The 22,040-nt window shown below is 60.5% G+C and carries 21 protein-coding genes and 1 pseudogene; 9 read left to right on the top strand and 13 right to left on the bottom strand.

Features of this window, described 5'->3' with window-relative positions:
* Positions 1 to 25: 25 nt before the first annotated feature.
* Together ACA057_RS18915 and ACA057_RS18910 are read right to left on the bottom strand one after the other, a co-directional pair.
* The gene (locus ACA057_RS18915; RefSeq protein ID WP_497341282.1) at positions 26 to 637 is read right to left on the bottom strand and encodes a hypothetical protein; all 612 of its coding nucleotides are present in this window, start codon (positions 635 to 637) and stop codon (positions 26 to 28) included.
* A complete protein-coding gene (locus ACA057_RS18910; protein ID WP_497341280.1) occupies positions 634 to 1,932 on the bottom strand; it encodes a sialidase family protein in 1,299 nt (432 codons plus the stop codon). The genes ACA057_RS18915 and ACA057_RS18910 overlap by 4 nt, the downstream gene beginning before the upstream one ends.
* A gap of 320 nt (positions 1,933 to 2,252) precedes the next feature.
* Between ACA057_RS18910 and ACA057_RS18905 the strand changes: the two genes are divergently transcribed.
* The gene (locus tag ACA057_RS18905) at positions 2,253 to 3,473 is read left to right on the top strand and encodes a helix-turn-helix domain-containing protein (RefSeq protein ID WP_497341278.1); all 1,221 of its coding nucleotides are present in this window, start codon (positions 2,253 to 2,255) and stop codon (positions 3,471 to 3,473) included.
* Between the two features lie 35 nt (positions 3,474 to 3,508).
* Entirely contained in the window at positions 3,509 to 4,138 is a 630-nt protein-coding gene (locus ACA057_RS18900) for a Vgb family protein (protein ID WP_497341276.1), read from the top strand.
* Positions 4,139 to 4,186: 48 nt separating this feature from the next.
* Here ACA057_RS18900 and ACA057_RS18895 read toward each other — a convergent pair whose 3' ends face one another.
* The gene (locus ACA057_RS18895) at positions 4,187 to 5,047 is read right to left on the bottom strand and encodes a CAP domain-containing protein (RefSeq protein ID WP_497341274.1); all 861 of its coding nucleotides are present in this window, start codon (positions 5,045 to 5,047) and stop codon (positions 4,187 to 4,189) included.
* 212 nt (positions 5,048 to 5,259) lie between these two features.
* On the opposite strand from ACA057_RS18895, the gene ACA057_RS18890 reads away from it, so the two are divergent.
* A complete protein-coding gene (locus tag ACA057_RS18890; RefSeq protein ID WP_497341272.1) occupies positions 5,260 to 5,631 on the top strand; it encodes a hypothetical protein in 372 nt (123 codons plus the stop codon).
* Between the two features lie 6 nt (positions 5,632 to 5,637).
* Here ACA057_RS18890 and ACA057_RS18885 read toward each other — a convergent pair whose 3' ends face one another.
* Positions 5,638 to 6,534, bottom strand: coding sequence for a DMT family transporter (locus ACA057_RS18885; protein ID WP_497349956.1), 897 nt, complete (start codon positions 6,532 to 6,534; stop codon positions 5,638 to 5,640).
* A gap of 88 nt (positions 6,535 to 6,622) precedes the next feature.
* Here ACA057_RS18885 and ACA057_RS18880 point away from each other — a divergent pair, with 88 nt between their 5' ends.
* Complete coding sequence (locus ACA057_RS18880; protein WP_497341270.1) at positions 6,623 to 7,954, top strand: aminotransferase-like domain-containing protein; 1,332 nt, start codon at positions 6,623 to 6,625, stop codon at positions 7,952 to 7,954.
* Positions 7,955 to 7,957: 3 nt separating this feature from the next.
* On the opposite strand, the gene ACA057_RS18875 is transcribed toward ACA057_RS18880, so the two are convergent.
* Together ACA057_RS18875 and ACA057_RS18870 are read right to left on the bottom strand one after the other, a co-directional pair.
* Positions 7,958 to 8,338: a hypothetical protein gene (locus tag ACA057_RS18875; RefSeq protein ID WP_401355633.1), complete on the bottom strand. Its 381-nt coding sequence runs from the start codon at positions 8,336 to 8,338 to the stop codon at positions 7,958 to 7,960.
* 202 nt (positions 8,339 to 8,540) lie between these two features.
* Positions 8,541 to 9,443 (bottom strand): LysR family transcriptional regulator, encoded by a 903-nt coding sequence (locus ACA057_RS18870; RefSeq protein WP_497341268.1) that lies wholly within the window; start codon positions 9,441 to 9,443, stop codon positions 8,541 to 8,543.
* A 106-nt stretch (positions 9,444 to 9,549) separates the two neighbouring features.
* Here ACA057_RS18870 and ACA057_RS18865 point away from each other — a divergent pair, with 106 nt between their 5' ends.
* Positions 9,550 to 10,911, top strand: a complete 1,362-nt coding sequence (locus tag ACA057_RS18865; protein WP_497341266.1) for an MFS transporter — start codon at positions 9,550 to 9,552, stop codon at positions 10,909 to 10,911.
* Positions 10,908 to 12,182, top strand: a complete 1,275-nt coding sequence (locus ACA057_RS18860) for a glucarate dehydratase family protein (RefSeq protein WP_497341264.1) — start codon at positions 10,908 to 10,910, stop codon at positions 12,180 to 12,182. The genes ACA057_RS18865 and ACA057_RS18860 overlap by 4 nt, the downstream gene beginning before the upstream one ends.
* 67 nt (positions 12,183 to 12,249) lie before the next feature.
* On the opposite strand, the gene ACA057_RS18855 is transcribed toward ACA057_RS18860, so the two are convergent.
* Together ACA057_RS18855 and ACA057_RS18850 are read right to left on the bottom strand one after the other, a co-directional pair.
* On the bottom strand, positions 12,250 to 13,038 hold the full coding sequence (locus tag ACA057_RS18855) for an alpha/beta hydrolase (RefSeq protein WP_497341262.1): 789 nt from the start codon (positions 13,036 to 13,038) through the stop codon (positions 12,250 to 12,252).
* Between the two features lie 174 nt (positions 13,039 to 13,212).
* Positions 13,213 to 14,661, bottom strand: coding sequence for a hypothetical protein (locus ACA057_RS18850; protein WP_497341260.1), 1,449 nt, complete (start codon positions 14,659 to 14,661; stop codon positions 13,213 to 13,215).
* Positions 14,662 to 14,820: 159 nt separating this feature from the next.
* Here ACA057_RS18850 and ACA057_RS18845 point away from each other — a divergent pair, with 159 nt between their 5' ends.
* From ACA057_RS18845 to ACA057_RS18835, 3 genes are all read left to right on the top strand, one after another.
* On the top strand, positions 14,821 to 16,107 hold the full coding sequence (locus ACA057_RS18845; protein ID WP_497341258.1) for an NTP/NDP exchange transporter: 1,287 nt from the start codon (positions 14,821 to 14,823) through the stop codon (positions 16,105 to 16,107).
* Positions 16,094 to 17,038 (top strand): aldo/keto reductase, encoded by a 945-nt coding sequence (locus ACA057_RS18840; protein ID WP_497341256.1) that lies wholly within the window; start codon positions 16,094 to 16,096, stop codon positions 17,036 to 17,038. The genes ACA057_RS18845 and ACA057_RS18840 overlap by 14 nt, the downstream gene beginning before the upstream one ends.
* Before the next feature lie 115 nt (positions 17,039 to 17,153).
* The gene (locus tag ACA057_RS18835) at positions 17,154 to 18,161 is read left to right on the top strand and encodes an Ldh family oxidoreductase (RefSeq protein WP_497341254.1); all 1,008 of its coding nucleotides are present in this window, start codon (positions 17,154 to 17,156) and stop codon (positions 18,159 to 18,161) included.
* Positions 18,162 to 18,238: 77 nt separating this feature from the next.
* Here the strand turns inward: ACA057_RS18835 and ACA057_RS18830 are convergent.
* From ACA057_RS18830 to ACA057_RS18810, 5 genes and pseudogenes are all read right to left on the bottom strand, one after another.
* A pseudogene (locus tag ACA057_RS18830) lies at positions 18,239 to 18,457 on the bottom strand (aldehyde dehydrogenase (NADP(+))); the annotation flags it as partial.
* Positions 18,458 to 18,466: 9 nt separating this feature from the next.
* A complete protein-coding gene (locus ACA057_RS18825) occupies positions 18,467 to 19,384 on the bottom strand; it encodes a dihydrodipicolinate synthase family protein (RefSeq protein WP_497341252.1) in 918 nt (305 codons plus the stop codon).
* A 126-nt stretch (positions 19,385 to 19,510) separates the two neighbouring features.
* Positions 19,511 to 20,539, bottom strand: coding sequence for a trans-3-hydroxy-L-proline dehydratase (locus tag ACA057_RS18820; protein WP_497341250.1), 1,029 nt, complete (start codon positions 20,537 to 20,539; stop codon positions 19,511 to 19,513).
* 134 nt (positions 20,540 to 20,673) lie between these two features.
* Positions 20,674 to 21,396 (bottom strand): amino acid ABC transporter ATP-binding protein, encoded by a 723-nt coding sequence (locus ACA057_RS18815; RefSeq protein ID WP_059402452.1) that lies wholly within the window; start codon positions 21,394 to 21,396, stop codon positions 20,674 to 20,676.
* A complete protein-coding gene (locus tag ACA057_RS18810) occupies positions 21,389 to 22,039 on the bottom strand; it encodes an amino acid ABC transporter permease (protein ID WP_059402451.1) in 651 nt (216 codons plus the stop codon). The genes ACA057_RS18815 and ACA057_RS18810 overlap by 8 nt, the downstream gene beginning before the upstream one ends.
* Position 22,040: the final 1 nt, after the last annotated feature.

Below are 22,040 nucleotides of genomic sequence, written 5' to 3'. Positions count from 1 at the left end.
CCCCTGTAAAAAATAGCGTCAAATCTTAAACGGATCTGTTTGGCATGGGACTGCGCAGCGTGATCAGCCAGCGATACGTCCAGCGCATCGCCAGCGTCAGCAATGCCAGGCAGCAATACAGGCCCAGCAGCGGATCAATCAGGTAATCCCAATAGTTATGCGACGGTTTTATCCCGACGAGGAAGGCCAGGGTCGCGCTGGCCAGCATCACGACGGCCAAGCCGTTGCGCAGGTAAAACAGGCCCAGCGTCAGCAGTGCCACGAAAATCAACAGCGGACGCGGGCTGAAACCCAACCGGTAAGGGTCCAGGTCACTCAACCCCAGGGTTGCCGGGTACAGCACGAGGGCCATCGCGGCGAAGAGGATCAGCACGCTGGTTTGTCCGTGCTGCGCAGGCGGCAATATATCCAGCCGACGCAAACAGCCCCACACCATGAACACCAGTGAGGTGATCGCCAGGTCATCAATGTGGCTGCGCAAGTACGCGGCCAGCGTTAACCCGTCCAGCGGTATGAAACTGGCGGCCAACAGTGCGATCAGCAGCGCGATGCGCCAGACCTTATTCAGACCAAAAGACGGCAGCACCAGGAAGAGGATCATCGCGAAGCTGACGTGGGCTTGCCACAGACTAATCATTTGAGACGCTCGGACAGCCACGCATCGTTGAAGGTGACGTGTTTGATGAAGGTGTTGTTCCAGGAATAAACCAGGTGATACATGCCGTCGGGGCTGCGGATGAAGTAGGGGTATTCATACTCAAACTCACAGCCTTGGCTTTTGCAGACACGCTTGTCGAGGTTGTCGAGGAATTGCGCCTCCAGCGGTTCGCGAAGCTTGCCACTGGAACCACGGAATTCTCTGCCGATGATTTCCTTGTAGGCGAGGGGTGAAAACGGTGCGCCCTCTGGGTCCGGTGATTTGTCCAGATCGCGCAACGAGCGCCAATCGTCCATTTTCGCGTCGGTGCCATACAGGCTCAGCTTGAAGCGGCCCTCTTGCAGGTCGTTGAGCGCGACCAGCAACCCGTGTTCAGGCGTCGCGACTGCCGCCAGGGAGGAATTCGGATTGGAGGGGTCGAGCGGATAAGGTTCGCTCCAGGTTTGCCCGGCATCTTCAGTGCGGCTCGCCAAAACACGGTGGTGAGTGGAGCCCGCGTAGCGCAACAAGGCGATGCCTCGCTGGCCGTCCAGCGGAACGACCGCCGGTTGCAATGAGTTATTGCCGTGGCTGATGCGGTATTTGTCGATCACCTCACCGTCTGAGCTCAAGTACAGGTACTCGGCAAACTTGCCCAGGAATTCGTGGTAGACCGGCAAGCCGATGGAGCCATCGACATGAAACACCGGTGCCGAGCGGACCAGGGTGCTGATGTTCAAAAAGGGCGAAGTGATCAACTGGCGCGGCTCGGACCAATGCGCGCCGAAGTCGTCCGACACCATTACGTTGACCGCGCTACCGGCCCAGCCACCCATGGACACGGACACATAGAACAACCACAGGCGATTGTCCGGCGCCAGTGCAACCACCGGGTTGCCCAGTTTACGAATGTATTTGCGGGTGCCTTGCTGGGTCGAATCGCGGGTCGCCATGACCTGTTCCGCGCCCCATTCGCCGGTGCTCACGTTAAAACGGGCGGAGCGCACCTGCACGTCGGCGGCGCCTTCGCGCGTGCCGGCGAACCAGACCGCCATCAGGCTGCCGTCAGGCAAGGCGGTTACCGCCGAGGAATGCACGAAGTCCACCAACCCGGAGGAGGCGAAGCGGCTGGTGTAAATGGGTTTGGCCACCTTGTCAGCCACGGCCATCGCCGGGCTCATCAGGGCAAAGGACGCATGCTTGGGGGCAGGATGGGTGAACCATGCGCCCGCGAAGAGGCAAGCAAGGACAAGGTAAGCACTGAGGGCAGGAAGACCAGGTAAGGTGATGCGCATAATTAAAACAGAACATCTCATGGCCCGATTAAGCGGCGTAACGTAACACTCGTTAGTACAAGATCTAGCTTTATGAATGACTGTTTTGTAAGTAGATGTTTGTAGGGCGCTGACAGGTTGACGAACAAACGCTGATTGAGTCGCTGAAACTGCCGGATTAGACGGTGTTCACTTCGCTCCCACCGTACTCGTCGGCACTTCGCCGCTGGTCGAAGGTTTTACTGGTTCGCTCCCTCAAGTGCCGTCCTTCGTGGTGGTGAGTCGTGAGATAGACTGAACAGCGGGCATCCGACGGTGGGAGTGACACGAGTGGCGGGATTATGGATTCGCTGATCACGGCAGCGGCGCGGGCGCTGGCGGCGGGTGACCCGCTCGGTGCGCTGGACCTGGTCGCACTGCGCGACGATGCGCCAGCCCTCGCGCTTCGGGGCATCGCGATGGCGCAGCTCGGCGATCTGGTTCGAGCGAAGGCGCTGGTGCAGAAGGCCGCGCGGGCCTTTGGGCCGAAGGAGTCTTTGGCTCGGGCGCGGTGTGTGGTTGCCGAGGCCGAGATCGCGCTGGCGTCGCGGGATCTGGGTTGGCCGGTAAAGGCACTTGAGGCTGCGCGGGTGACGCTGGAGAACCACGGCGATCGGGTCAACGCCGCCCATGCACGGTATCTGCAGATCCGACGTTTGTTGCTGATCGGGCGGCTGGATGAGGCCGAATTGCTGCTTGCCGAACTCGACCCCGGGCCATTGCCGCCGGCACTGCGCGCCGCTCACGAACTGATCGTGGCAGGCATCGCGATGCGGCGACTGGAAACGCACAAGGCACGGTCGGCCCTCAGCAGAGCCGAACACGCCGCCCATGACGCCGGCATTCCTGCGCTGACGGCAGAGGTCGAAAACGCAACTCTGGTCCTGAACACGCCCGCTGCACGGTTGATTGCCGGCGGCGAGGAAAAGCCCTTGTTGCTGGAGGAGGTTGAAGCATTGCTTGCGTCAACCTCGCTGGTGGTGGACGCGTGCCGTTACGCCGTGCGTGGCGCCGGGATGACGGTGTCCCTCGCCACGCGCCCGGTCCTGTTCACCCTCGCGCGTGCGCTGGCCGAAGCCTGGCCCGCCGATGTACCGAGGGAAGTGCTGATCAGCCGAGCCTTCCGTTTGAAGCACGCCGATGAGTCCCTTCGTGCCCGGTTGCGCGTCGAAGTCGGGCGTCTGCGTGCAGCGCTCAAACCCTTGGCCGGCGTGAACGCAACGTCGCGCGGTTTTGCACTGGTGCCGCTGATTGCCGGCGACGTTGTGCTGTTGGCTCGCCCGGTCGAAGAGAAGCACGCGGCGGTGTTCGCCTTCCTCGCCGACGGTGAATCGTGGGCGAGTTCGGCCTTGGCGCTGGCCCTTGGCGCCAGTCAGCGGACGGTGCAACGGGTGCTCGACGAACTGGCCTCCACTGGCAAGGTGCAGTCGTTCGGTCGTGGCCGGGCGCGACGCTGGATGACCCCGCCGGTGCCGGGTTTCGCGACGACCTTGTTACTCCCGGCGCCACTGCCCAGTGATTAGGATCACTGCACACACCCCGTGACGAGGAAACCAACATGAAAAGTTCAGCTGCAGAAATCCTCCGTGAATATGGCCCGTTTGCCGGCGTCGACAAAATCCATGGCGTCACCTACGACGGCCAGCATGTCTGGTTTGCGACCGGCGACAAACTCAATGCCCTCGACCCTGCAAGCGGCAAGACGCTGCGCTCGATCGATGTCGCCGCCCATGCCGGCACCGCCTTCGATGGCCGGCACCTGTTTCAGATCGCCGAGGACCGCATCCAGAAAATCGACCCGCAGACTGGCCGTGTACTCGCCACCATCCCGGCGCCCGGTGGCAGTGACTCGGGGCTGACGTGGGCGGAAGGAACGTTGTGGGTCGGTGAATATCAGGAGCGCAAGATTCATCAGATCGATCCCGAGACCGGGAAGATTCTGCGCACCCTCGAATCGAACCGCTTTGTCACCGGGGTGACCTGGGTCGAAGGACAGTTGTGGCACGGCACGTGGGAAGGCGAGGAGAGCGAGTTGCGGCACATCGATTCGAACACCGGCAAAGTGCTGGAAAGCGTGAAGATGCCGGCCGGCGTCGGCGTCTCAGGCCTTGAATCCGACGGCGCCGATCAATTCTTCTGCGGCGGCGGCACCAGCGCAAAAGTCAGAGCAGTACGCCGGCCCAAATAACACTCAAGGCAATCGTGTAGGGTTCGCGTTGTGGTTTGACTGAGCCACTCAAGGCGCGCCAAACAACATCGTCCAGTAAACCCCCTCATCACTGCGCGAATCCGCGGCATACGCCGCACCCATCTGGGTAAACATCGGGTTCATCAGGTTCGCGCAATGCCCAGGGCTGGCCAGCCAACCCGACATTGCCTTGCTCGGTGAGCCCTGGCCGGCCGCGATGTTCTCGCCAATCTGCCGACCACGAAAACCCGCCGCCCGCGCCCGATCCGCCGGGCTATCGCCGTCCGGGTCCTGGTGGGCGAAGTAGTTGCCGTACGCCATGGCCTTGCTGTGTCCTTGCGCCGCAGCGCCGAGGGCGGCGTTCCAGGCCAATGGCCGTGCGGCGGCGAAACGCTGACGACCGCACAAACGCGGTTTCGCACGCGCCACATTGACCTGCGCCAGCAAGGCCTTGCTGACGGCACGAGTATCGCCGACCTGACCGTCGAGCACCGGCCGCGCCAGCACCACCTGCCATTCACTCCGCGCGCGACTCACGCCAATGTCGGCGAACTGGGTATCGAGCAACGCCTCGCAGTAATCGCTCTGGAGCCTGTCGAAGGCCTCGTCGGCATCTTGCGCACCGACCACCCGCAGGGTGCGCACCGTCACCGCTTGATAGCCGGATGCTTTCAGGCGGTCGCGCAAACCGCCGCTGTAGCCGATCGGCAACGCCAGGTTCGACTTCAGCGCCAGCGGCGTCAATGCTCGACCTGCCCGCCCGGAACAATGAGAGGGATGGGCACGGTAGTCATTGATGGCTTCCACCAGTTGGCGTTCTGCACCGGCATGGGCGGGGCTGGCGAACAGCGAAATCAGGGGAGTCAGGCACAGCGAAGCAACGCGAAACGAGCGGACGAAGTGGCGCATGGGGTGGACGGCTCTGATGGAGTGACACGTTGAAGGTGGAAGTGGAGCCGAACGAAGCGCGTTTTTTTCGGCTGTCGATAGCTTCGCGGCGGGTCTAAGACTGGTGTTTCGAGACTTGGTTCATGAGGTGAAAGCCAAATTGCGCAAGGGCGCCGAAGCGCTGGGGAGGTGTCGTATCATGGGCTTTTTTCACCACAGACAAGGATCCTCCCATGGGCTTGAGCAAGCGCGATCAGGCGCACATCGAACGTCGCCTGGTTGCCACCCTGACCGAGGCGTGTGAGACGGCCAAAGCGCAAATCGTCGGGTTTGCCTGGTTGACCCACGAGGTCGATTACGCCGAATTTCCCGCCAGCCTGAGGATCGTCTGGGTATTCGACACCGAGGCGCAAAAAGACCAGGCACTGGCCGCCGGGCAGGGCGAGCGCATGGTCGAATTGACCGCCATTGCGTTAGGCGAAGCGGATGTGTTGGTCAGCCCGGTTGCGGCCCATGTGCAATTCGATTCTGAAGAACAATGCCAGCGCGCCAACGCCGGGAACTGGCAGCAACGTCTGGCGCGCAAGCGTTCGACACGGGGCTAGCGTTGTTTATTTCGAAAACTTCCGCGCACCCGCCACGCACAGGATCACCGCAACGGTGACGCCGAGCATGCCGATACTGACTTGCTCGTGCAGCAGCGTGGCGGCCAGCGCCAGTCCGAAGAACGGCTGTAGAAGCTGAAGCTGGCCGACCGCGGCAATCCCTCCTTGGGCCAGTCCGCGGTACCAGAAGACGAAACCCACCAACATACTGAAGACCGATACGTAAGCCAGGCTGATCCACGCGGGTGTGCTGATGCCCGAGAACGAAGGCGGTGTCAGGAACCCGGTCAGCGGGATCATCACCGGCAGTGACAGCACCAGCGCCCAGGAGATCACCTGCCAGCCGCCGAGCGTCCTTGAAAGCTTCGCCCCTTCGGCGTAGCCCAGGCCGCAGGCGAGGATCGCCAGCAACATCAGAATGTCTCCGGCAGGGTTGGCGGTCAGGCCCTGGGAGAGCGCAAACCCGACCACCAGCGCGCTGCCCAGGATCGAGAAGAACCAGAAAACCGGACGGGGGCGCTCGCCACCGCGCAAGACACCGAGCGCCGCAGTGGCGAGTGGCAGCAGGCCGACGAAGACGATGGAATGCGCCGACGACACGTACTGCAGCGCCAGCGCCGTCAGCAGCGGGAACCCCACGACAACGCCCAACGCGACGATGGCCAACGACACAAGCTGATGCCGGGCAGGGCGCTTTTCTTTAAAGAGCAGCAGCATGCACAGCGCCAGCAGTCCGGCGATGGTCGCTCGGGCAACCGTCAGGAAAACCGGGTCGAATTCCAGTACCGCCAGCCGAGTTGCCGGCAGCGAGCCGCTGAAAATGAGCACGCCGATGAACCCGTTGAGCCATCCGCTTGCGGTTCGTTCGGTCGTTGGGTTGTGCAGCTCAGAGGTCCGTTCCATTTGGGTCACACTCAAGAATGTTTGCGTGAACCCCATCGTATGATCGAAGATCAGCACAATCAAAAAATTGTCATGGATACATCCCGACATGCCTCGTTCCCGCTACAAGTCATTGGTGGATGCGTTTGCAGCAGACATCCGCTCAGGGCGATTGCTGCCCGGCACGCGCTTGCCCACGCACCGACAGCTCGCCACCACTGAAGGCCTGGCGTTGGTGACGGCAAGCCGGGTTTATGCAGAGCTCGAAGCCATGGGCCTGGTCAGTGGCGAGACCGGGCGCGGCACCTTCGTCAGGGAGACGTCGCTACCGCCCGGCCAGGGCATCGACCAGAAAGTCGTCGCCACCGGCATGATCGATCTCAACTTCAACTACCCATCGTTGCCCGGCCAGGCAGAACTGTTGCGCACGGCGCTGCGCCAACTGGCCTTGGCCGGCGATCTGGAATCCCTGCTGCGTTACCAGCCACACGCCGGGCGCCCGCATGAACGCGCTTCAGTGGCGCGTCATTTGCGCGCCCGAGGGCTGACGGTGGATGCCGAGCAAGTGTTGATGGTCAGTGGCGCTCAACACGGACTGGCCGTAACCCTGATGGCACTGCTGCAACCCGGTGATGTGATCGCTGCCGATGCGCTGACCTATTCAGGTTTCAAGGTATTGGCCGAATCGCTGCACCTTGAGATCGTGCCCATTCCCGTCACCGTTGATGGCCCGGATCTGCAGGCCCTGGACAACCTGTGCCGCGGTCGGCGCGTGCGGGCCGTGTACACGATGCCGACGCTGCACAATCCGCTGGGATGGGTGATGAGTGCCGATCAGCGTGAGCACCTGGTAACGATTGCGCGCCAGCATGAATTGCTGATCATCGAAGACGCCGCTTACGCCTTCCTGGTCGAGAATCCCCCAGCGCCATTAGCGCAACGAGCCCCCGAGCGGACGGTGTACGTGTCAGGGCTGTCCAAAAGCGTGGCCACCGGATTACGCGTTGGCTTTGTTGCCGCGCCTCACGAAAAAGTGCCCGCGTTGGAGCGAATCATCAGGGCGACGACCTGGAATACTCCCGGCGTGATGACAGCGCTGGCGTGCGCGTGGCTCGACGATGGCACCGTCATGCAGCTTGAGGATGAAAAACGCCGCGACGCCCAGGCCCGGCAAACCATGGCTGCCGAGGTGCTGGCGGGACTGGAGTGCGTGAGTCATCCTTCGTCGTATTTTCTTTGGCTACCGTTGTCTGAAGACGCCAGGGCTGATCAGGTCGCCGCGGCGTTGATGCGTGAACATGTGGCGGTTTCAACGGCGGAGCCATTTGCGATTTCTGCGCATGTGCCGCACGCCATTCGGTTGGCGCTGGGCTCTGCAGAAATGGGCCCGTTGCGGGAGGCGCTGGAAAAGGTCAAGTGGGTGATTGGCGCCTATTCATAGGCGCTACTCACTGCAAGCCTCATTGACGGCCTTCTCGGCACGTTCGATTTCCTGCTTGGTGTCAGTGGTTATTCGCTGTTTTTTCAGTTTCTGCTCGAGGAATTGCTGACTGCCCTGGGTTTTCAGTTCTGCGTTGGTGGCGGCGTCCTGCACTTCCAATTCGGCCGCGTGGGCGTCGATGACCGCTTCAACCTCGGCATCATTAGTGGCGCTGTCCAGGGCGCTGACCAATTTGCCGACGTCCGCTTTCTCGGCCTCGGCGTAAGCCTCGACAGACAGCCCGGCCGCCATCGCCCGGGTTCGAATTTCCAGCGCTTGCATATGCTCCTGCGCTGCCTTGCACACCGCCTGCTGGCGTTCGCTCTCGCCCGCTTTCCATTCCATAAATTCGCGCGTCGTCACACCAATCACCGCCAGGATGATGGCGGCCCCAATTAATCGGCCTCTCACATTTCACAACCTCAACAGTCAAGGGAACAGGGTTTCGTGATGATCGCCCGGGTCCCTCCAAGCATTAAAAGCGTAGCAGGGCGAGCGGTGCTAATTAGCAATTTTTGTCGTTTCGTGACCTGCGTCATTCCGCCCCTCACACTCCCCATCCCTCCCTGACCGCCGTCCGAATCCCCTCCAGCAACATCGCAAACGCCGGGTTGTCGTTGTTCTCGCGCCAGATCAAATGCAGCTCGCTCTGCACGCCTTCCCCCAGATCGATGTCCCGAAACACCACGTTCTTGAACACCACGCTACTGGCGCAACGCGGCACCAGCGCCAGGCCCATTCCGGCGTTGACCAGCGCCAGGATAGTCAGTGAAGAACCGAGCCATTGCACGTATTCCGGGGCCACGCGGGCGGAGCGCAGCATGCCGGTCAGCAGTTCGTTGAACGGCGGGTAGGCGGCGTGGGAGTACATCAGGAACGGTTGCGCATCGAGGTCTTTGACGGACACGGTGTCGGCACTGGCCAGCCGATGATTGCTCGGCACAGCGAGGACGAAGGGCTCGCGCACCAGGCATTCGGTGGCGTAACCCGGTTCGAGCAAGGGCGCGCGGACGATGCCGAGATCGATACGCCGGGCGCGCAGGGCTTCGTGCTGCTGGTAAGTGTTCATCTCCGACAGGTCGATTTTGACATGGGGCTGTTTAAGCCGCGCTTCGGCGATGACTTTGGGCAGGAATTCGTACACCGCGCTGCCGACAAAGCTGATGTTGACCGAACCGATGTCGCCTTCGGCAAAACGTCGGGCCGTGACGGCGGCTTGTTGGGCGCGCTCCAGCAGGTTCTGCGCTTCGATGAAAAAGGCCCGGCCAGCGGCGGTGAGGGCGACGCTGCGGGTGGTGCGGGTGAACAGTTCGACCCCCAGGTGGTGCTCCAGCAGTTGAATCTGCCGGCTGAGCGGCGGTTGCGTCATGTTCAGCCGTTCGGCGGCACGCCGGAAATTGAGTTCGGTGGCCACCGTGGTGAAGCAGCGCAGTTGAGTCAGCTCGAACATTGATCTAATCCAGGTATCAATCGAATGCCAAGTTAGATTAGACGGGATCAATTGCCGCGTCCATGATCGCCTCGTCCCTAAAAAAACAATGAGCGGGAGATGCCTCTTGAATACCCTCCAGAATCCGCCGGACCCGACGGTGCTTGCCCGCGCGGCGGCCAAGGTCAAGCGTCATGTGCTGCCGCTGTTCGTGGTGATGTTCATCGTCAACTACATCGACCGGGTCAACATCGGCTTCGTCCGTAGCCACATGGAAACCGACCTGGGCATCGGCGCTGCAGCCTATGGCCTGGGCGCGGGGCTGTTCTTCATCGGTTACGCGATTTTCGAAGTGCCCTCCAACATGCTGCTGCAACGCTACGGCGCCCGCGCCTGGCTGACGCGCATCATGTTCACCTGGGGCGCAGCCGCCATGGCCATGGCCTTCGTGCGTGGTGAAACCAGCTTCTATGTGCTGCGTTTCATTCTCGGCGCGGCCGAGGCGGGCTTTTTCCCTGGCATCATCTACTACTTCACCCAATGGCTGCCGTCGACCGAACGGGGCAAGGCCATGGCGATCTTCCTCAGCGGTTCGGCGATTGCCTCGGTGATTTCCGGCCCGGTGTCCGGTGCGTTGCTGAACGTCAGCGGTTTCAGTTTGCATGGCTGGCAGTGGATGTTCCTGATCGAAGGCTTTGCTTCCATCGTGCTGTGCGGGTTTGTCTGGTTCTGGCTGCAATCCCATCCGCGTGAAGCGAAATGGCTGAGCGCCGAAGAGAAGGACGCACTGACCAGCGCCATCGCGCTGGAACAGCAGGCCCGCGAAGCCGCGCAGACGGTCAAGCCGTCGATGTTCAAGTTGCTGGCCGACAAACAGATCGCGCTGTTCTGCTTCATCTATTTCTCCATCGCCCTGACCATTTATGGCGCCACGTTCTGGCTGCCGAGCATGATCAAGAAAATGGGCAACCTCGGCGACTTCCAGGTTGGTTTGTTCAACTCGATTCCATGGCTGATTTCCATCGTCGCGATGTATGGCTTCGCCGCCATGGCCAGCAAATGGAAACACCAGCAGGCGTGGGTGGCCTTGACGCTGGTGATCGCCGCGTTCGGCATGTTCATGTCCACCACTGGCGGGCCGGTCTTCGCCTTCGTCGCCATCTGTTTTGCGGCTATTGGTTTCAAGGCGGCTTCGGCATTGTTCTGGCCAATTCCGCAAGGCTACCTGGACGCGCGCATCGCGGCGGCGGTGATCGCCCTGATCAACTCCATCGGCAACCTCGGCGGTTTCGTTGCGCCGACCGCGTTCGGTTTTCTCGAGCAGAAAACCGGTTCTATTGAAGGCGGGCTTTACGGCTTGGCCGCCACATCACTGGTCGCGGCCGTGGTGATCTTTTTCGCGCGCACGGCACCCCGTGGCGACGCAGCGGCAACAACCACCCTCAATCATCAAGCCTTGAGTTCAGGTTCAAAGGGAGCAGCCTCTTGAAAATCAAACGTGTCACCGTCACCCCCATCGCTTTCCGTGATCCGCCGCTGCTCAACGCCAGCGGTATCCACGAACCTTTCGCGCTGCGCTCGATCATCGAGGTCGAGAGCGACAATGGCTACATTGGCCTGGGCGAAAGCTACGGCGACGCCCCGGCGCTGGCGATCCAGATGCAACTGCAAGATCAACTGATCGGCCTTGACCCGTTCAATCTCAATCAACTGCGTGCAATCGTCCAGGCCACGGTGGCGGCGAACAAACCGACGAGCGTTGCGGGTGCTGAACTGGCGCCGGGCTCCCATGCCAGCAAAGCGGTGAGCAACGCCTATTCGGCATTCGAAGTGGCGTTCCTCGATTTGCAGGCGCACTCGCTGAATGTGCCGCTGGTGGACTTGCTGGGCGGAGCGATCCGCGACGAGATTCCGTTCAGCGCCTATCTGTTTTTCAAGTACGCCCAGCATGTCGACTCACCCTACAAGCCGGACAGCTGGGGCGAAGCGCTGAACGAAGAGCAGATCGTCGCCCAGGCCCGGCGCATGATCGAGACCTATGGTTTCAAGAGCATCAAGCTCAAGGCGGGTGCGCTGGAGCCGGAGCATGAGGTGGCGTGCATCAAGGCGCTGAAAAAGGCGTTTCCGGGTTATCCGCTACGGATCGATCCGAACGCCAACTGGTCGCTGGACACCTCGATTCGCATGGCCGAACTGCTGGGCGACGACCTGCAATATTATGAAGATCCGACGCCGGGCCTGGAGGGCATGTCCGAGCTGCACAAACGCACCGGCCTGCCGCTGGCGACCAACATGGTCGTCACCGATTTCGATGAATTCCGCCGCAGCGTGGCGTTGAACAGCGTGCAGATCGTCCTTGCCGACCACCACTATTGGGGCGGCCTGCGTGATACCCAGGCGCTGGCGAAAATGTGCCAGACCTTTGGCCTGGGCGTGTCCATGCATTCCAACTCGCACCTGGGCATCAGCCTGATGGCCATGGCGCATGTCGCGGCCTCGGTGCCTAACCTTGATTACGCCTGCGATACGCATTACCCGTGGCAGGAACCGGACGAAGAGGTGATCAAGGGCGGCAAGCTGCCGATTGTCGATGGCTGCGTGAAGATCTCCCGTGCGCCGGGCCTGGGGCTGGAGCTGGACCACGATCAATTGGGTAAGCTGCATGACCAGTACCTGACTTGCGGTATCCGCCAGCGCGATGACGTGAAGCAGATGCAGCGTTACAAGCCGGAATGGAAAACCATCAAGCCGCGTTTTTGATCGCTGACAGCGATGGGTCTGATGGAGCGCCCGCGTGCTCCATCAGACCAGGCTTTTTCCCACCCCATCACAAACCATCACCGATCAGCTTCAGGTACTCAGGGCTGTCGCCGATGGAGTTGTGCCCGACACCCGGTATGACCTTCAGCGCCGCCACGCCGCTGGCGAACTGCGTGTAGAGCCGATCCGTACTTGAACGCGGTATCACTTCGTCGTTCTGCGCCGCGATCAACAGCGTGGGCACGGCGATGTGAGGTGCGTATTTCCAGGATTCAAACTTGTCCCGCAGCAGCCACTTCACCGGGAACATCGGGTATTGCCGTGTCGCCAGTTCTTCGAGGCTGTTATAGGGCGTGATCAGGACCAGACGCGCCGCCGGGCGGAGGCTGGCGAGACGGACGGCGACGCCCGAGCCCAGGCTGCGACCGACCACCGCAATGCGCGGGTGTGTGGCGTAGACCAGGTCAAACAAGGTCATGGCATCGCGGGCAATCGCCTCCTCGGAGGGCGACCCGGAACTGCCGCCGTAGCCTCGGTAGTGAAGCAGGTAGAGGGCATGATCCGGGAACGCCTGTGAAAACTCGGGCAAGCTCCGGGAAACGTCCTCGGCATTGCCGCCGAAATAGATCAACGCTTTGGGCCCGTCATGCGCTCGAACAGTCACCCGCACCTGCGCATCGTCCACCGACAGCGTCAGCAGCGCTTCGGAGGTACCGATGGCACGCGGTTGCGGGAAGTAGATGAGCGCGCGTTGAAACACCAGCAGCGCAGCGCACAGCGCCAGATACACCACCGTAAGGATAACGACGATAGACACCAGGGTTCGTGACATTCGGCTAACTTTAGTGGGCGGCATTGACTGCTCTGGCCGGAAGACTGCAAGCGTTTGATCGCTGTCAGAGTGTAGTAGGTCGGTCGCAAGGCGGTACCGACCATGGCAATGCAGAGCACCAGGGATTAATGATGCGGGTACGCTTGCGGGCGTTTCATCTCGCCTTACGCGAAACGAATCCGGTGCCGGCCGGATGTTTTACCCGCGGGTTTGACCACCTACCCGAAGTTTGGTGAAAAACCTGTCCTGTATCTCTTTGCTTTCAATGATGGGGAAGGGCAGGTGTGCTGGCTTGTGTGGTGTGGATACAGTGACATCCTGACCTTGTGAGGCCTCAAGCCTGACGTCGAAAATGCCCTGTTGGGCGAGATGGCTTTTAATAGAGGAAAACTGTTCCTGGCGGTGTCTGGCTCCTTGATCCTGGATGTGCTGCCAGGTGTGTGTTCTTGTTTCTTTATTTTCGCGATATGCACTTTGGGTATTAATTTCTTTAAGTAACATGCTTGCCTCGGAATCAACCGATCTGGCTTTTTGTGCATCCATGAATATCAGGGCGTTTTTCATGTCGAGCCGATTGTCTGGACTCATGCCAATCGTGTCCTGATTGTGGATGTCGACCGGTCCGTAAATATTCATTTTAGTGACAGCTTCGAGCTTCTGCACCTCGGCGGAAAAGTCGTTAATGATGTTGTCTTGGTGTCGGATTTTCCCCAGTGGAGAATTCCCCTCTCCTCCTGCTATGAATTTATCAGGAAACAGAACTGAAAGATTTTGCCCGCCGATCCCTAATAATATGGCTTTGGTGTCGGGGTTTTCCTGAAGCAAATTCTTGGCAAATACTTCGAGAGTTTGCAGCAGTACTTTGCTTTTCACATCATCCTGCTTGATCGCTAGTGTACCCAGGAGGATATTTCCTTCGGTGTCTTTCCAGGCATTCATGTGGCCGACATAGTCTCCGGAACGCATGATTTTGCAAGATACACCATCTGATGACAGATATTCTGCCAACGGATAATTCCCTCCAAAACCGCCTATGAAATCACAATGTTGAGTTTTGCAGCTCAACAGGAAAGGTAAACCGGTTTTGTACTCTTCGGTTGTTAACGATTCAATTTTCATGTCGTGAAAACTTGAAGAAGGGACTGAAAAGTTAACGCTTTTGTCACTGAGTTTGTCACTCAGTATGTTGGTAAGTGTCTGTGTTTTTACAGGATCGATTGTATAAGTGATGTCGGTTTTTAGATCTTTAAACTTATATTCTCCTCTCGCCAATTTGTCGTGATCGTAATAGGCAGTGTTCACATGGCTGGCGTGAGTTTCATGAGTGGCTGGGGTCAGTTCGGTGCTGAATAGCTGCTTTTGTTCTTTTGGTGTTACGTCGATGTTGTTGTTGCGTAGGGTTTCTACGAGGAGTCTGATGTTTGAAATCGATTCTTCGCCGTGGACGGCTGTTAGTTGAAGTTCCGAGCGCGGCTGGATTGGGGAACACCGGGCGGTATCAATGGGGTACATGAGGTTTCTCTGAATAATGATGCTGGACCACTGGATGAAAGTAAGTGCGGGTTTTTCGGCCGCATTACGGTTAATAACGAGCTTTTTTAGCGCCCACTCTGCATCGTTATCGACCAGAAAAAAAACGGCTTCCAAAAAGCGCTCAAGGTGATTCCAGTGGCAGACCACATCATCGATATTTCGGCGCCGCACAACCACTGCGCCAGGTACAACGCTGAACCTATAACGACGCGCGCGACATTCGACTAACGTTAATGCGCGGCACCGATCATGGCTACGCGGAGGAGGGCGCCCATGCCCATCGTGCTCAAATGGCTCGACGTTCAGCCCTGCGAAAGAGCGGCGGTGATGCTGGGGTTCGCGTTCCATTTCTGCGTGCTGGCCAGTTATTACCTGGTGCGACCGCTGCGCGACGCCTTGGGCCTGGAGGGCGGAGCCGACAAATTGCAGTGGCTGTTCACGGCCACGTTCGTGGTGATGCTGCTGATGGTACCGGTGTTCGGTGCGCTGGTGTCGCGACTGCCGGCCACGCGTTTTGTGCCGATGATCTATCGCTTGATTGCCTTGTCGATGCTGGTGTTTGGCGTGCTGATCGCCAATCACGTTGCGCCGGTGACGGTCGGTCGGGTGTTTTTCGTCTGGATCAGCATCTACAACTTGTTCATCGTTTCGATTTTCTGGAGCGTGCTGGTGGACCGGTTTTCCAGCGAACAAGGACGGCGGCTGTTCGGTTTTGTCGCGGCGGGAGGCACGCTGGGCACGTTCATCGGGCCGTTGCTGGCCGCGACCATGGCCACGCGTTTGGGCCCGGTGGCATTGACCGTCGCGGCGGCGGTGCTGCTGGAAATCGCGGTGCGCTGTTATCGGGCGCTGCTGTCGCGTACCGAATCGCAGTCCGGCGATCGGTTGCTGGACGAACGGCGCATGGGCGGCAGCATGTTGGCCGGGGTCACGCTGATCCTGCGTTCGCGTTACCTGCTGGGGCTGGTGCTGTTCATGTTGTTGCACACCAGCGCCGCGACCTTGTTGTATTTCGAACAGGGGCGAATTGTGGCGGGTAGCTATGCTGATGTTGTCAGCCGGACGCAGTTTTTTGCGGTCGTCGATTTGATTGTGTCGGCACTGACCTTGATCTTTCAGCTGGTGTTGACCGCGCCGTTGATCCGGCTGGTGGGGGTTGGCGGGGCACTGGCGGCCTTGCCGTTAGCGACGGTCGTGGCGTTTGCCGCCATGGCCCTGGCGCCTGTACCGGCCACCGTCGCCCTGGCACAAGGGCTGCGCCGCGCGGTCGAGTTCGCCATCGTGCGGCCGGCGCGGGAAGTGTTGTGGACGGTGGTCAGCCGCGAGGAAAAGTACAAGGCCAAGAATGTGATCGAAACCTTGGTCTATCGCGGCGGAGATGCCGCCAGTGGCTGGCTGTCCGCCGGTTTGACGGCGCTCGGCGCAGGTTTTGGCCTGGTGGCGCTGGTGATCGTGCCGTTTGCCGGGGGCTGGAGCTGGTTATGCCTGTGGCTGGCCAGGCGTCAGGTGCAAAAAGCCAGCAGCCAAGAAGTGGAAGGACAAGACCATGAGCCACACTGATGGATACACGCGTCGAAAAATACTCACGCTGGCTGCCGGTGCTTCGGCGGTTTTCACCTTCGAGTCGGCTTTTGCAGCATTCACGCCATCGACGGAAACAGGAGGCAAGAACATGCTGACCCGAGCCATTCCTTCCAGCGCCGAGCCGTTGCCCATCGTCGGCTTGGGCACCTATCGCGGCTTTGATGTCGGGCCCGCCGATCCAGCGTACAAGCCGCTGCCGGCTGTGCTCAGTGCACTGTTCGAGAAGGGTGGGACGTTGATCGACAGCTCGCCCATGTACGGTCGCGCCGAGCAGACCACCGGTGAACTATTGTCGATCCATCAGCCGCGCTCGCCCGCGTTTCTGGCCACCAAGGTGTGGACCCGTGGCCGCGACGAAGGCATCGCGCAAATGGAGCAGTCGTTCAAATTGCTGCAAACCGACCGTATCGATCTGATGCAGATTCACAACCTGCTGGACTGGAAAACCCATCTGCCGACCTTGCGCAAATGGAAGGAAGAAGGGCGCATTCGCTACATCGGCATCACCCATTACACGGCGTCGGCGTATGACGAAGTGGAGGCGGTGCTCAAGGCCGAACCGCTGGATTTCTTGCAGATCAACTATGCGCTGGACGACCGTGGCGTCGAGAAGCGAATTCTGCCGCTGTGTCGCGAGCGCGGCGTGGCAGTGATCTGCAATCGCCCCTTTGGCGGCGGTGAGTTGCTCGCCCGATTGAAGGGCAAACCGCTGCCCAAATGGGCTTCAGACGTGAATGTGAAAAGCTGGCCGCAACTGGCGCTGAAGTTTTTGCTGACGCATTCGGCGGTGACCTGCGTCATCCCCGGCACCGGCAACCCGCGCTACATGGCGGAAAACGCAGGTGCCGGTTTTGGTCCGATGCTGACAGGGGCGCAACGTGAACAGTTGATAGATTTGGTTGGATGAGCCGGCAGTTGAGTGTCTCAACGGTATGCCGAATTCGTCATCCACCCGGCCTAAAGCGATCAAGCCGCAGCCCTTGGAATAGGCCAGTCTGGACGGTCTGTCCAAGGAGCTGATTATGATCCGACTGTCCCTGGCCGAAGCTCGCGAGCTGGCCGAATCGATCCTGCTGCACAACGGTTTCAACGCGGCCCACGCTCAAGCGGTGGCCGCCACGGTGATTGCCGGCGAGCGCGACGGCTGCGCCTCCCATGGGTTGTACCGGATTCTGGGTTGTGTGAATTCGCTCAGGGCCGGCAAAGTGGCGCCCGATGCTGCGCCGCGGGTGATCGACCAGGCGCCTTCGATCGTGCGGGTCGATGCGGCGGGTGGTTTCTCGCAATTGGCGTTCCAGGCGGGGCTGCCATTGCTTGAGGAGAAAACCCGGGCAAACGGCATTGCGGCGTTGGCGATCAATCGCTGCGTGCATTTTTCCGCGTTGTGGGTCGAGATCGAGCAGCTCACTGCGGCCGGTCTGGTGGCGCTGGCCTGTAACCCCAGCCACGCCTGGGTCGCGCCGGCGGGTGGGCGTCTGCCGGTGTTTGGCACCAACCCCATCGCGTTCGGCTGGCCGCGTCCGGGTAAGGATCCGTTTGTGTTCGACTTCGCCACCAGCGCAATTGCCCGTGGCGAGATCGAGTTGCATCGGCGCGCCGGCAAAGCGATCCCCGAGGGTTGGGGCGTTGACGCCGAGGGCCAGCCGAGTACCGATGCGAACGTGGTGCTCGATGCCGGCGCGATGCTCACGTTTGGCGGGCACAAAGGCTCGGCGCTGGCGGCGATGGTGGAGCTGATCGCCGGGCCGTTGATCGGTGACCTGACCAGTGCCGAGTCGTTGGCTTATGACGCCGGCAGCAAGTCGTCGCCGTACCATGGCGAGCTGATCATCGCCCTCGATCCGCGACGTTTTCTCGGCGAGGCCACCGAGCAACACCTGGCCCGTGCCGAAGTGTTGTTCGAGAGCATTCAAGGGCAGGGCGCACGCTTGCCGTCGCAACGACGTTATGCGGCGCGGGGGCTCAGCCTGGTGGAAGGCGTGCAGATTCCCGAGGCGTTGTACAACGATCTGAAGGCGCTGCTGGCCTGAGAAACGCAACCGATCAAATGTGGGAGCGGGTTTGCTCGCTCCCACATTTGATCTTCGCTGTATTGAGACTCGCCCTTCTACAGTGGATTGCGATGGCTGTTGCCATCGACCAGACGAGCGATGCCCAGTGGGTTTGCGTTTTTCAGCGCATCGGGCAGCAGCGCATCCGGGCAGTTCTGGTAGTACACCGGGCGCAGGAATCGGTCGATGGCGAGGCTGCCGACCGAGGTGCCACGGGCATCGGAAGTCGCCGGATAGGGCCCGCCATGCACCATCGCATCGCAGACTTCGACACCGGCAATCACTCAGAGACCGACGTCTGGCAGTTCCGGACGATTGGCCAAAGCCTTGGCCATGATCTGCTCGACGAACACCCGATCGGCTTCCGGCAGCGCCAGGCGTGGTGGACGGGTCAGGGCGCTGCCGCGACCGGCGATGGCTTCGCACAGCTTGATGCACTGCACCAGGTCGGCACGCGCATCGAGGTGCAAGATCGGCATCAGCCATTCGTAGATCGGCATGGCCTCGGCGAAGCGGCCGGCCTTGGCCAGGCGGAAGATGGTTTCGCCTTCTTTCGGGAACACGTTGGACATGCCCGAGACCCAGCCTTCGGCGCCCACTGCGATGCTTTCCAGCACCACGTCATCGAGGCCGGCGAACAGCACGAAACGATCACCGACTTCATTGCGCACGTCGATGAAACGGCGGGTGTCGCCGGAGGAGTCCTTGAAGCACACCACGTTGTCGCAGTCGGCGAGGGAAATCAGGATGTCCGGCGTGACGTCGTTTTTGTAGATCGGCGGGTTGTTGTAAACCATCAGCGGTACGTCAGCGTTTTTCGCCACGTAGCGGTAGTGCTCGGCGGTCTCGAACGGCTTGGAACCGTAGACCAGCGCCGGCATCAGCATGACGCCGTCGACGCCGACCCGGCGCACCGCGTTGGCCACTTTGGCCGCTTGAAGGCTGGTGAATTCAGCCACGCCGCAAATCACCGGCACACGGCCGCGCGAGGCATCGACCGCGACTTCGGTCACGGCGATTTTTTCTTCGGCGCTCAGCGAGGTGTTTTCCCCCACCGAACCGCACACCACCAGGCCCGATACGCCGTCACGGATCACGTTGGAAATCACCTGGTGGGTTTTTTCCAGGTTGATCGAGAAGTCGTCGTTGAATTGAGTGGTCACCGCGGGGAAGACGCCACTCCAGTTAATGCGCTTGCTCATTGTTACCTCCGGTTCATTAATTGTATTTCGTATACGATATTGCAAGTGCCAACACTCAGCCAGTGCTTTTTTCAGGTTTTAAGGGGTTTTTTTAGCCGTTTGTCAGTGCGATTAATGATGCGGGTTTCAGGCGCCAGGCCAGGTATCTGACAGGCGATAGCCTTGCGGCCAGGGATCGCTCGGATCGAGCAGCAATTGGTGGGTGCCGGTGATCCAGGCTCGACCGGAAATGCACGGGTAGATGGCGGGGCGCCCGGCCACTTCGGTGAGCGAATCGATTCGGCAGTGGAACTCGGAACCGATGATCGAACGGCCGATGAATCGATCCCCGACCTGCATCAAGCCCTTGGCCTGCATCACCGCCATGCGCGCCGAGCAACCGGTGCCGGTCGGCGAACGGTCGATCTTGCCGGGTTGAATCACCACCGCATTGGCGCCGGTGGCGATGCCATGCTCATGGGCGATTGGCGCGGCGATCTGGCAGAAGGAAATATGCGACCACTCCGGGTTCAGCGGATGGACGAAGCCCAACTGTTCGTTGGCCGCGCGGGTGATTTTCAGCCCGACCTCGACCAGTTCGGCGGCCTCATCGGGCCGGATGGAAAAGCCCAGGCGCTCGGCGTCGGCGATCACAAAACTGTCGCCACCGTACGCGGTGTCGACCTGCAACGAGCCGAGGCCTTCGACTTCGATCCAGGCGTCGAGACGGTCCGCGAAGGACGGCACGTTTTTAATTTCGACCCGCTGGACCTTGCCGTCACGGCAATCGGCCACAGCCTCGATCAATCCGCCGGGCGCTTCGAGCACCAAGTGGGTTTGCGGCTCGGTCATCGGCAGGATGCCGCTGTCGAGCAGCACGGTGGCCACGCACAGCGAGTTGGAGCCGGACATTGGCGGCGTGTCGGCCGGTTCCATGATGATCCAGGCCATTTGCGCCCGTGGGTCCTTGGCCGGCACCAGCAAATTGACGTGCCGGAACACGCCGCCGCGAGGTTCGTTGAGGACGAAGTTGCGCAGGGTTTCATCCCTGGCGATCCAGCGCGATTGTTCCCACACGGTGGCGCCGGGTGGCGGGGCGACGCCGCCGACGATCACATCGCCGACTTCGCCTTCGGCGTGGCAGCTGACTACGTGGATGACTTTCGATGAGCGCATTGCCTGCTCCTTGTTTTGTTTGCTAGGGCCCCTTCGCCAGCAGGCTGGCTCCCACAGTGGTTTTGGGTTGATTGAAATTTCAAGGACAACCCAAACCCCTGTGGGAGCCAGCCTGCTGGCGATGGGGCCATCGTTTATTTCACCGATTTCAGAAACGCAGCAGTCTCCGCATGCACCGGATTGCCAATCACCTGATCCGGCGATCCAATCTCATGCACCCGCCCATTGCGAAAAAACGCCACGCGATCAGACACATCCCGGGCAAAGCGAATCTCGTGAGTCACCAACACCATGGTCATGCCGTCCTCGGCCAGCATGCGCATGGTGTCCAGCACCTCGCCGACCAGCTGCGGATCAAGCGCCGAAGTGGCTTCGTCGAACAGCATGTAATCCGGCGACATCGCCAGGGCGCGGGCAATGGCCATGCGCTGTTGCTGGCCGCCGGACAACTTGCCGGGAAAGGCCTTGAGCTTGTCGCCCAACCCCACGTGCGTCAGCTGCCGCACCGCCAGTTCCTCGGCTTCGGCCTTGCTCTTGCCGAGCACTTTGCGCGGCGCCAGCATCACGTTTTCCAGCACGGTCAGGTGCGGGAAGGCGTTCCATTGCTGGAACACAATGCCGATCCGCTGCCGCAGGCGGTTGAGGTCGGTGGCGCTGTGATGAACCTCGACGCCGTCGACGCGGATGTTGCCTTTCTGGATCGGCTCCAGGCCGTTGATGCACATCAGCAAGGTCGATTTACCCGAGCCGGAGCCGCCGATAATCGACACCACCTCGCCCTTGCTCACCGTCAGGTTCACACCCTTGACCACTTCAAGGTCGCCGAAGGATTTGTGTACGTTGTCGATCTCAATCATTTTCTTGCCACCTTCTTTCCAGACGAGCGCCGAGGCGAGCGACCACCAGGCTCATGACGTAGTAGATGAGGCCCGCGATGCACAGCACCAGCAGCGGCTCCTGAATGCGGGTCACGATGGTTTGCGAGGCGCGCAGCAGCTCGACGATGCCGATCCACATCACCAGCGCGGTGTCTTTCATCACGCTGAGCACCAGGTTCAGCCAGCCCGGGAAGGCCACCCGCGTGGCCATCGGCAGGACGATCCAGCGCAGGTCCTGCAAGAAGCTCAGGCCTAATGAGCGACTGGCCCGGCGCACGCTGAACGGCACCGACAGCACGCCGCTGCGGACGATCTCGGTGAAGTACGCGGCGGCGTAAACCCCGAGCACGATGCAGCCAACGCTGAAGGCGCTGATGTTCAGGCCGACGATGCTCTTGAGCGAGTTGAACAGCACGAACTGGATCAGCAACGGCACGCTGCGAAACACGTCCAGCACCCAGGCCAGCGGCAGGCTGGCGCGCGGCAACAGCGCTCGCAGCAGGCCGAACAGCAGCCCGGCGAAGGAGCCGAGGATGATCGACCAGAACGTCAGTTGCAGGGTGATCCAGGCGCCATTGAGTAAAAACAGCAGGTCATTCCAGGAAAAACTGGTGGAAAACATG

The sequence above is a fragment of the Pseudomonas sp. LBUM1661 genome (assembly GCF_059695925.1).
Note: the sequence above shows the minus strand (reverse complement) of the source record. Positions and strands in the feature narration are given on the sequence as shown.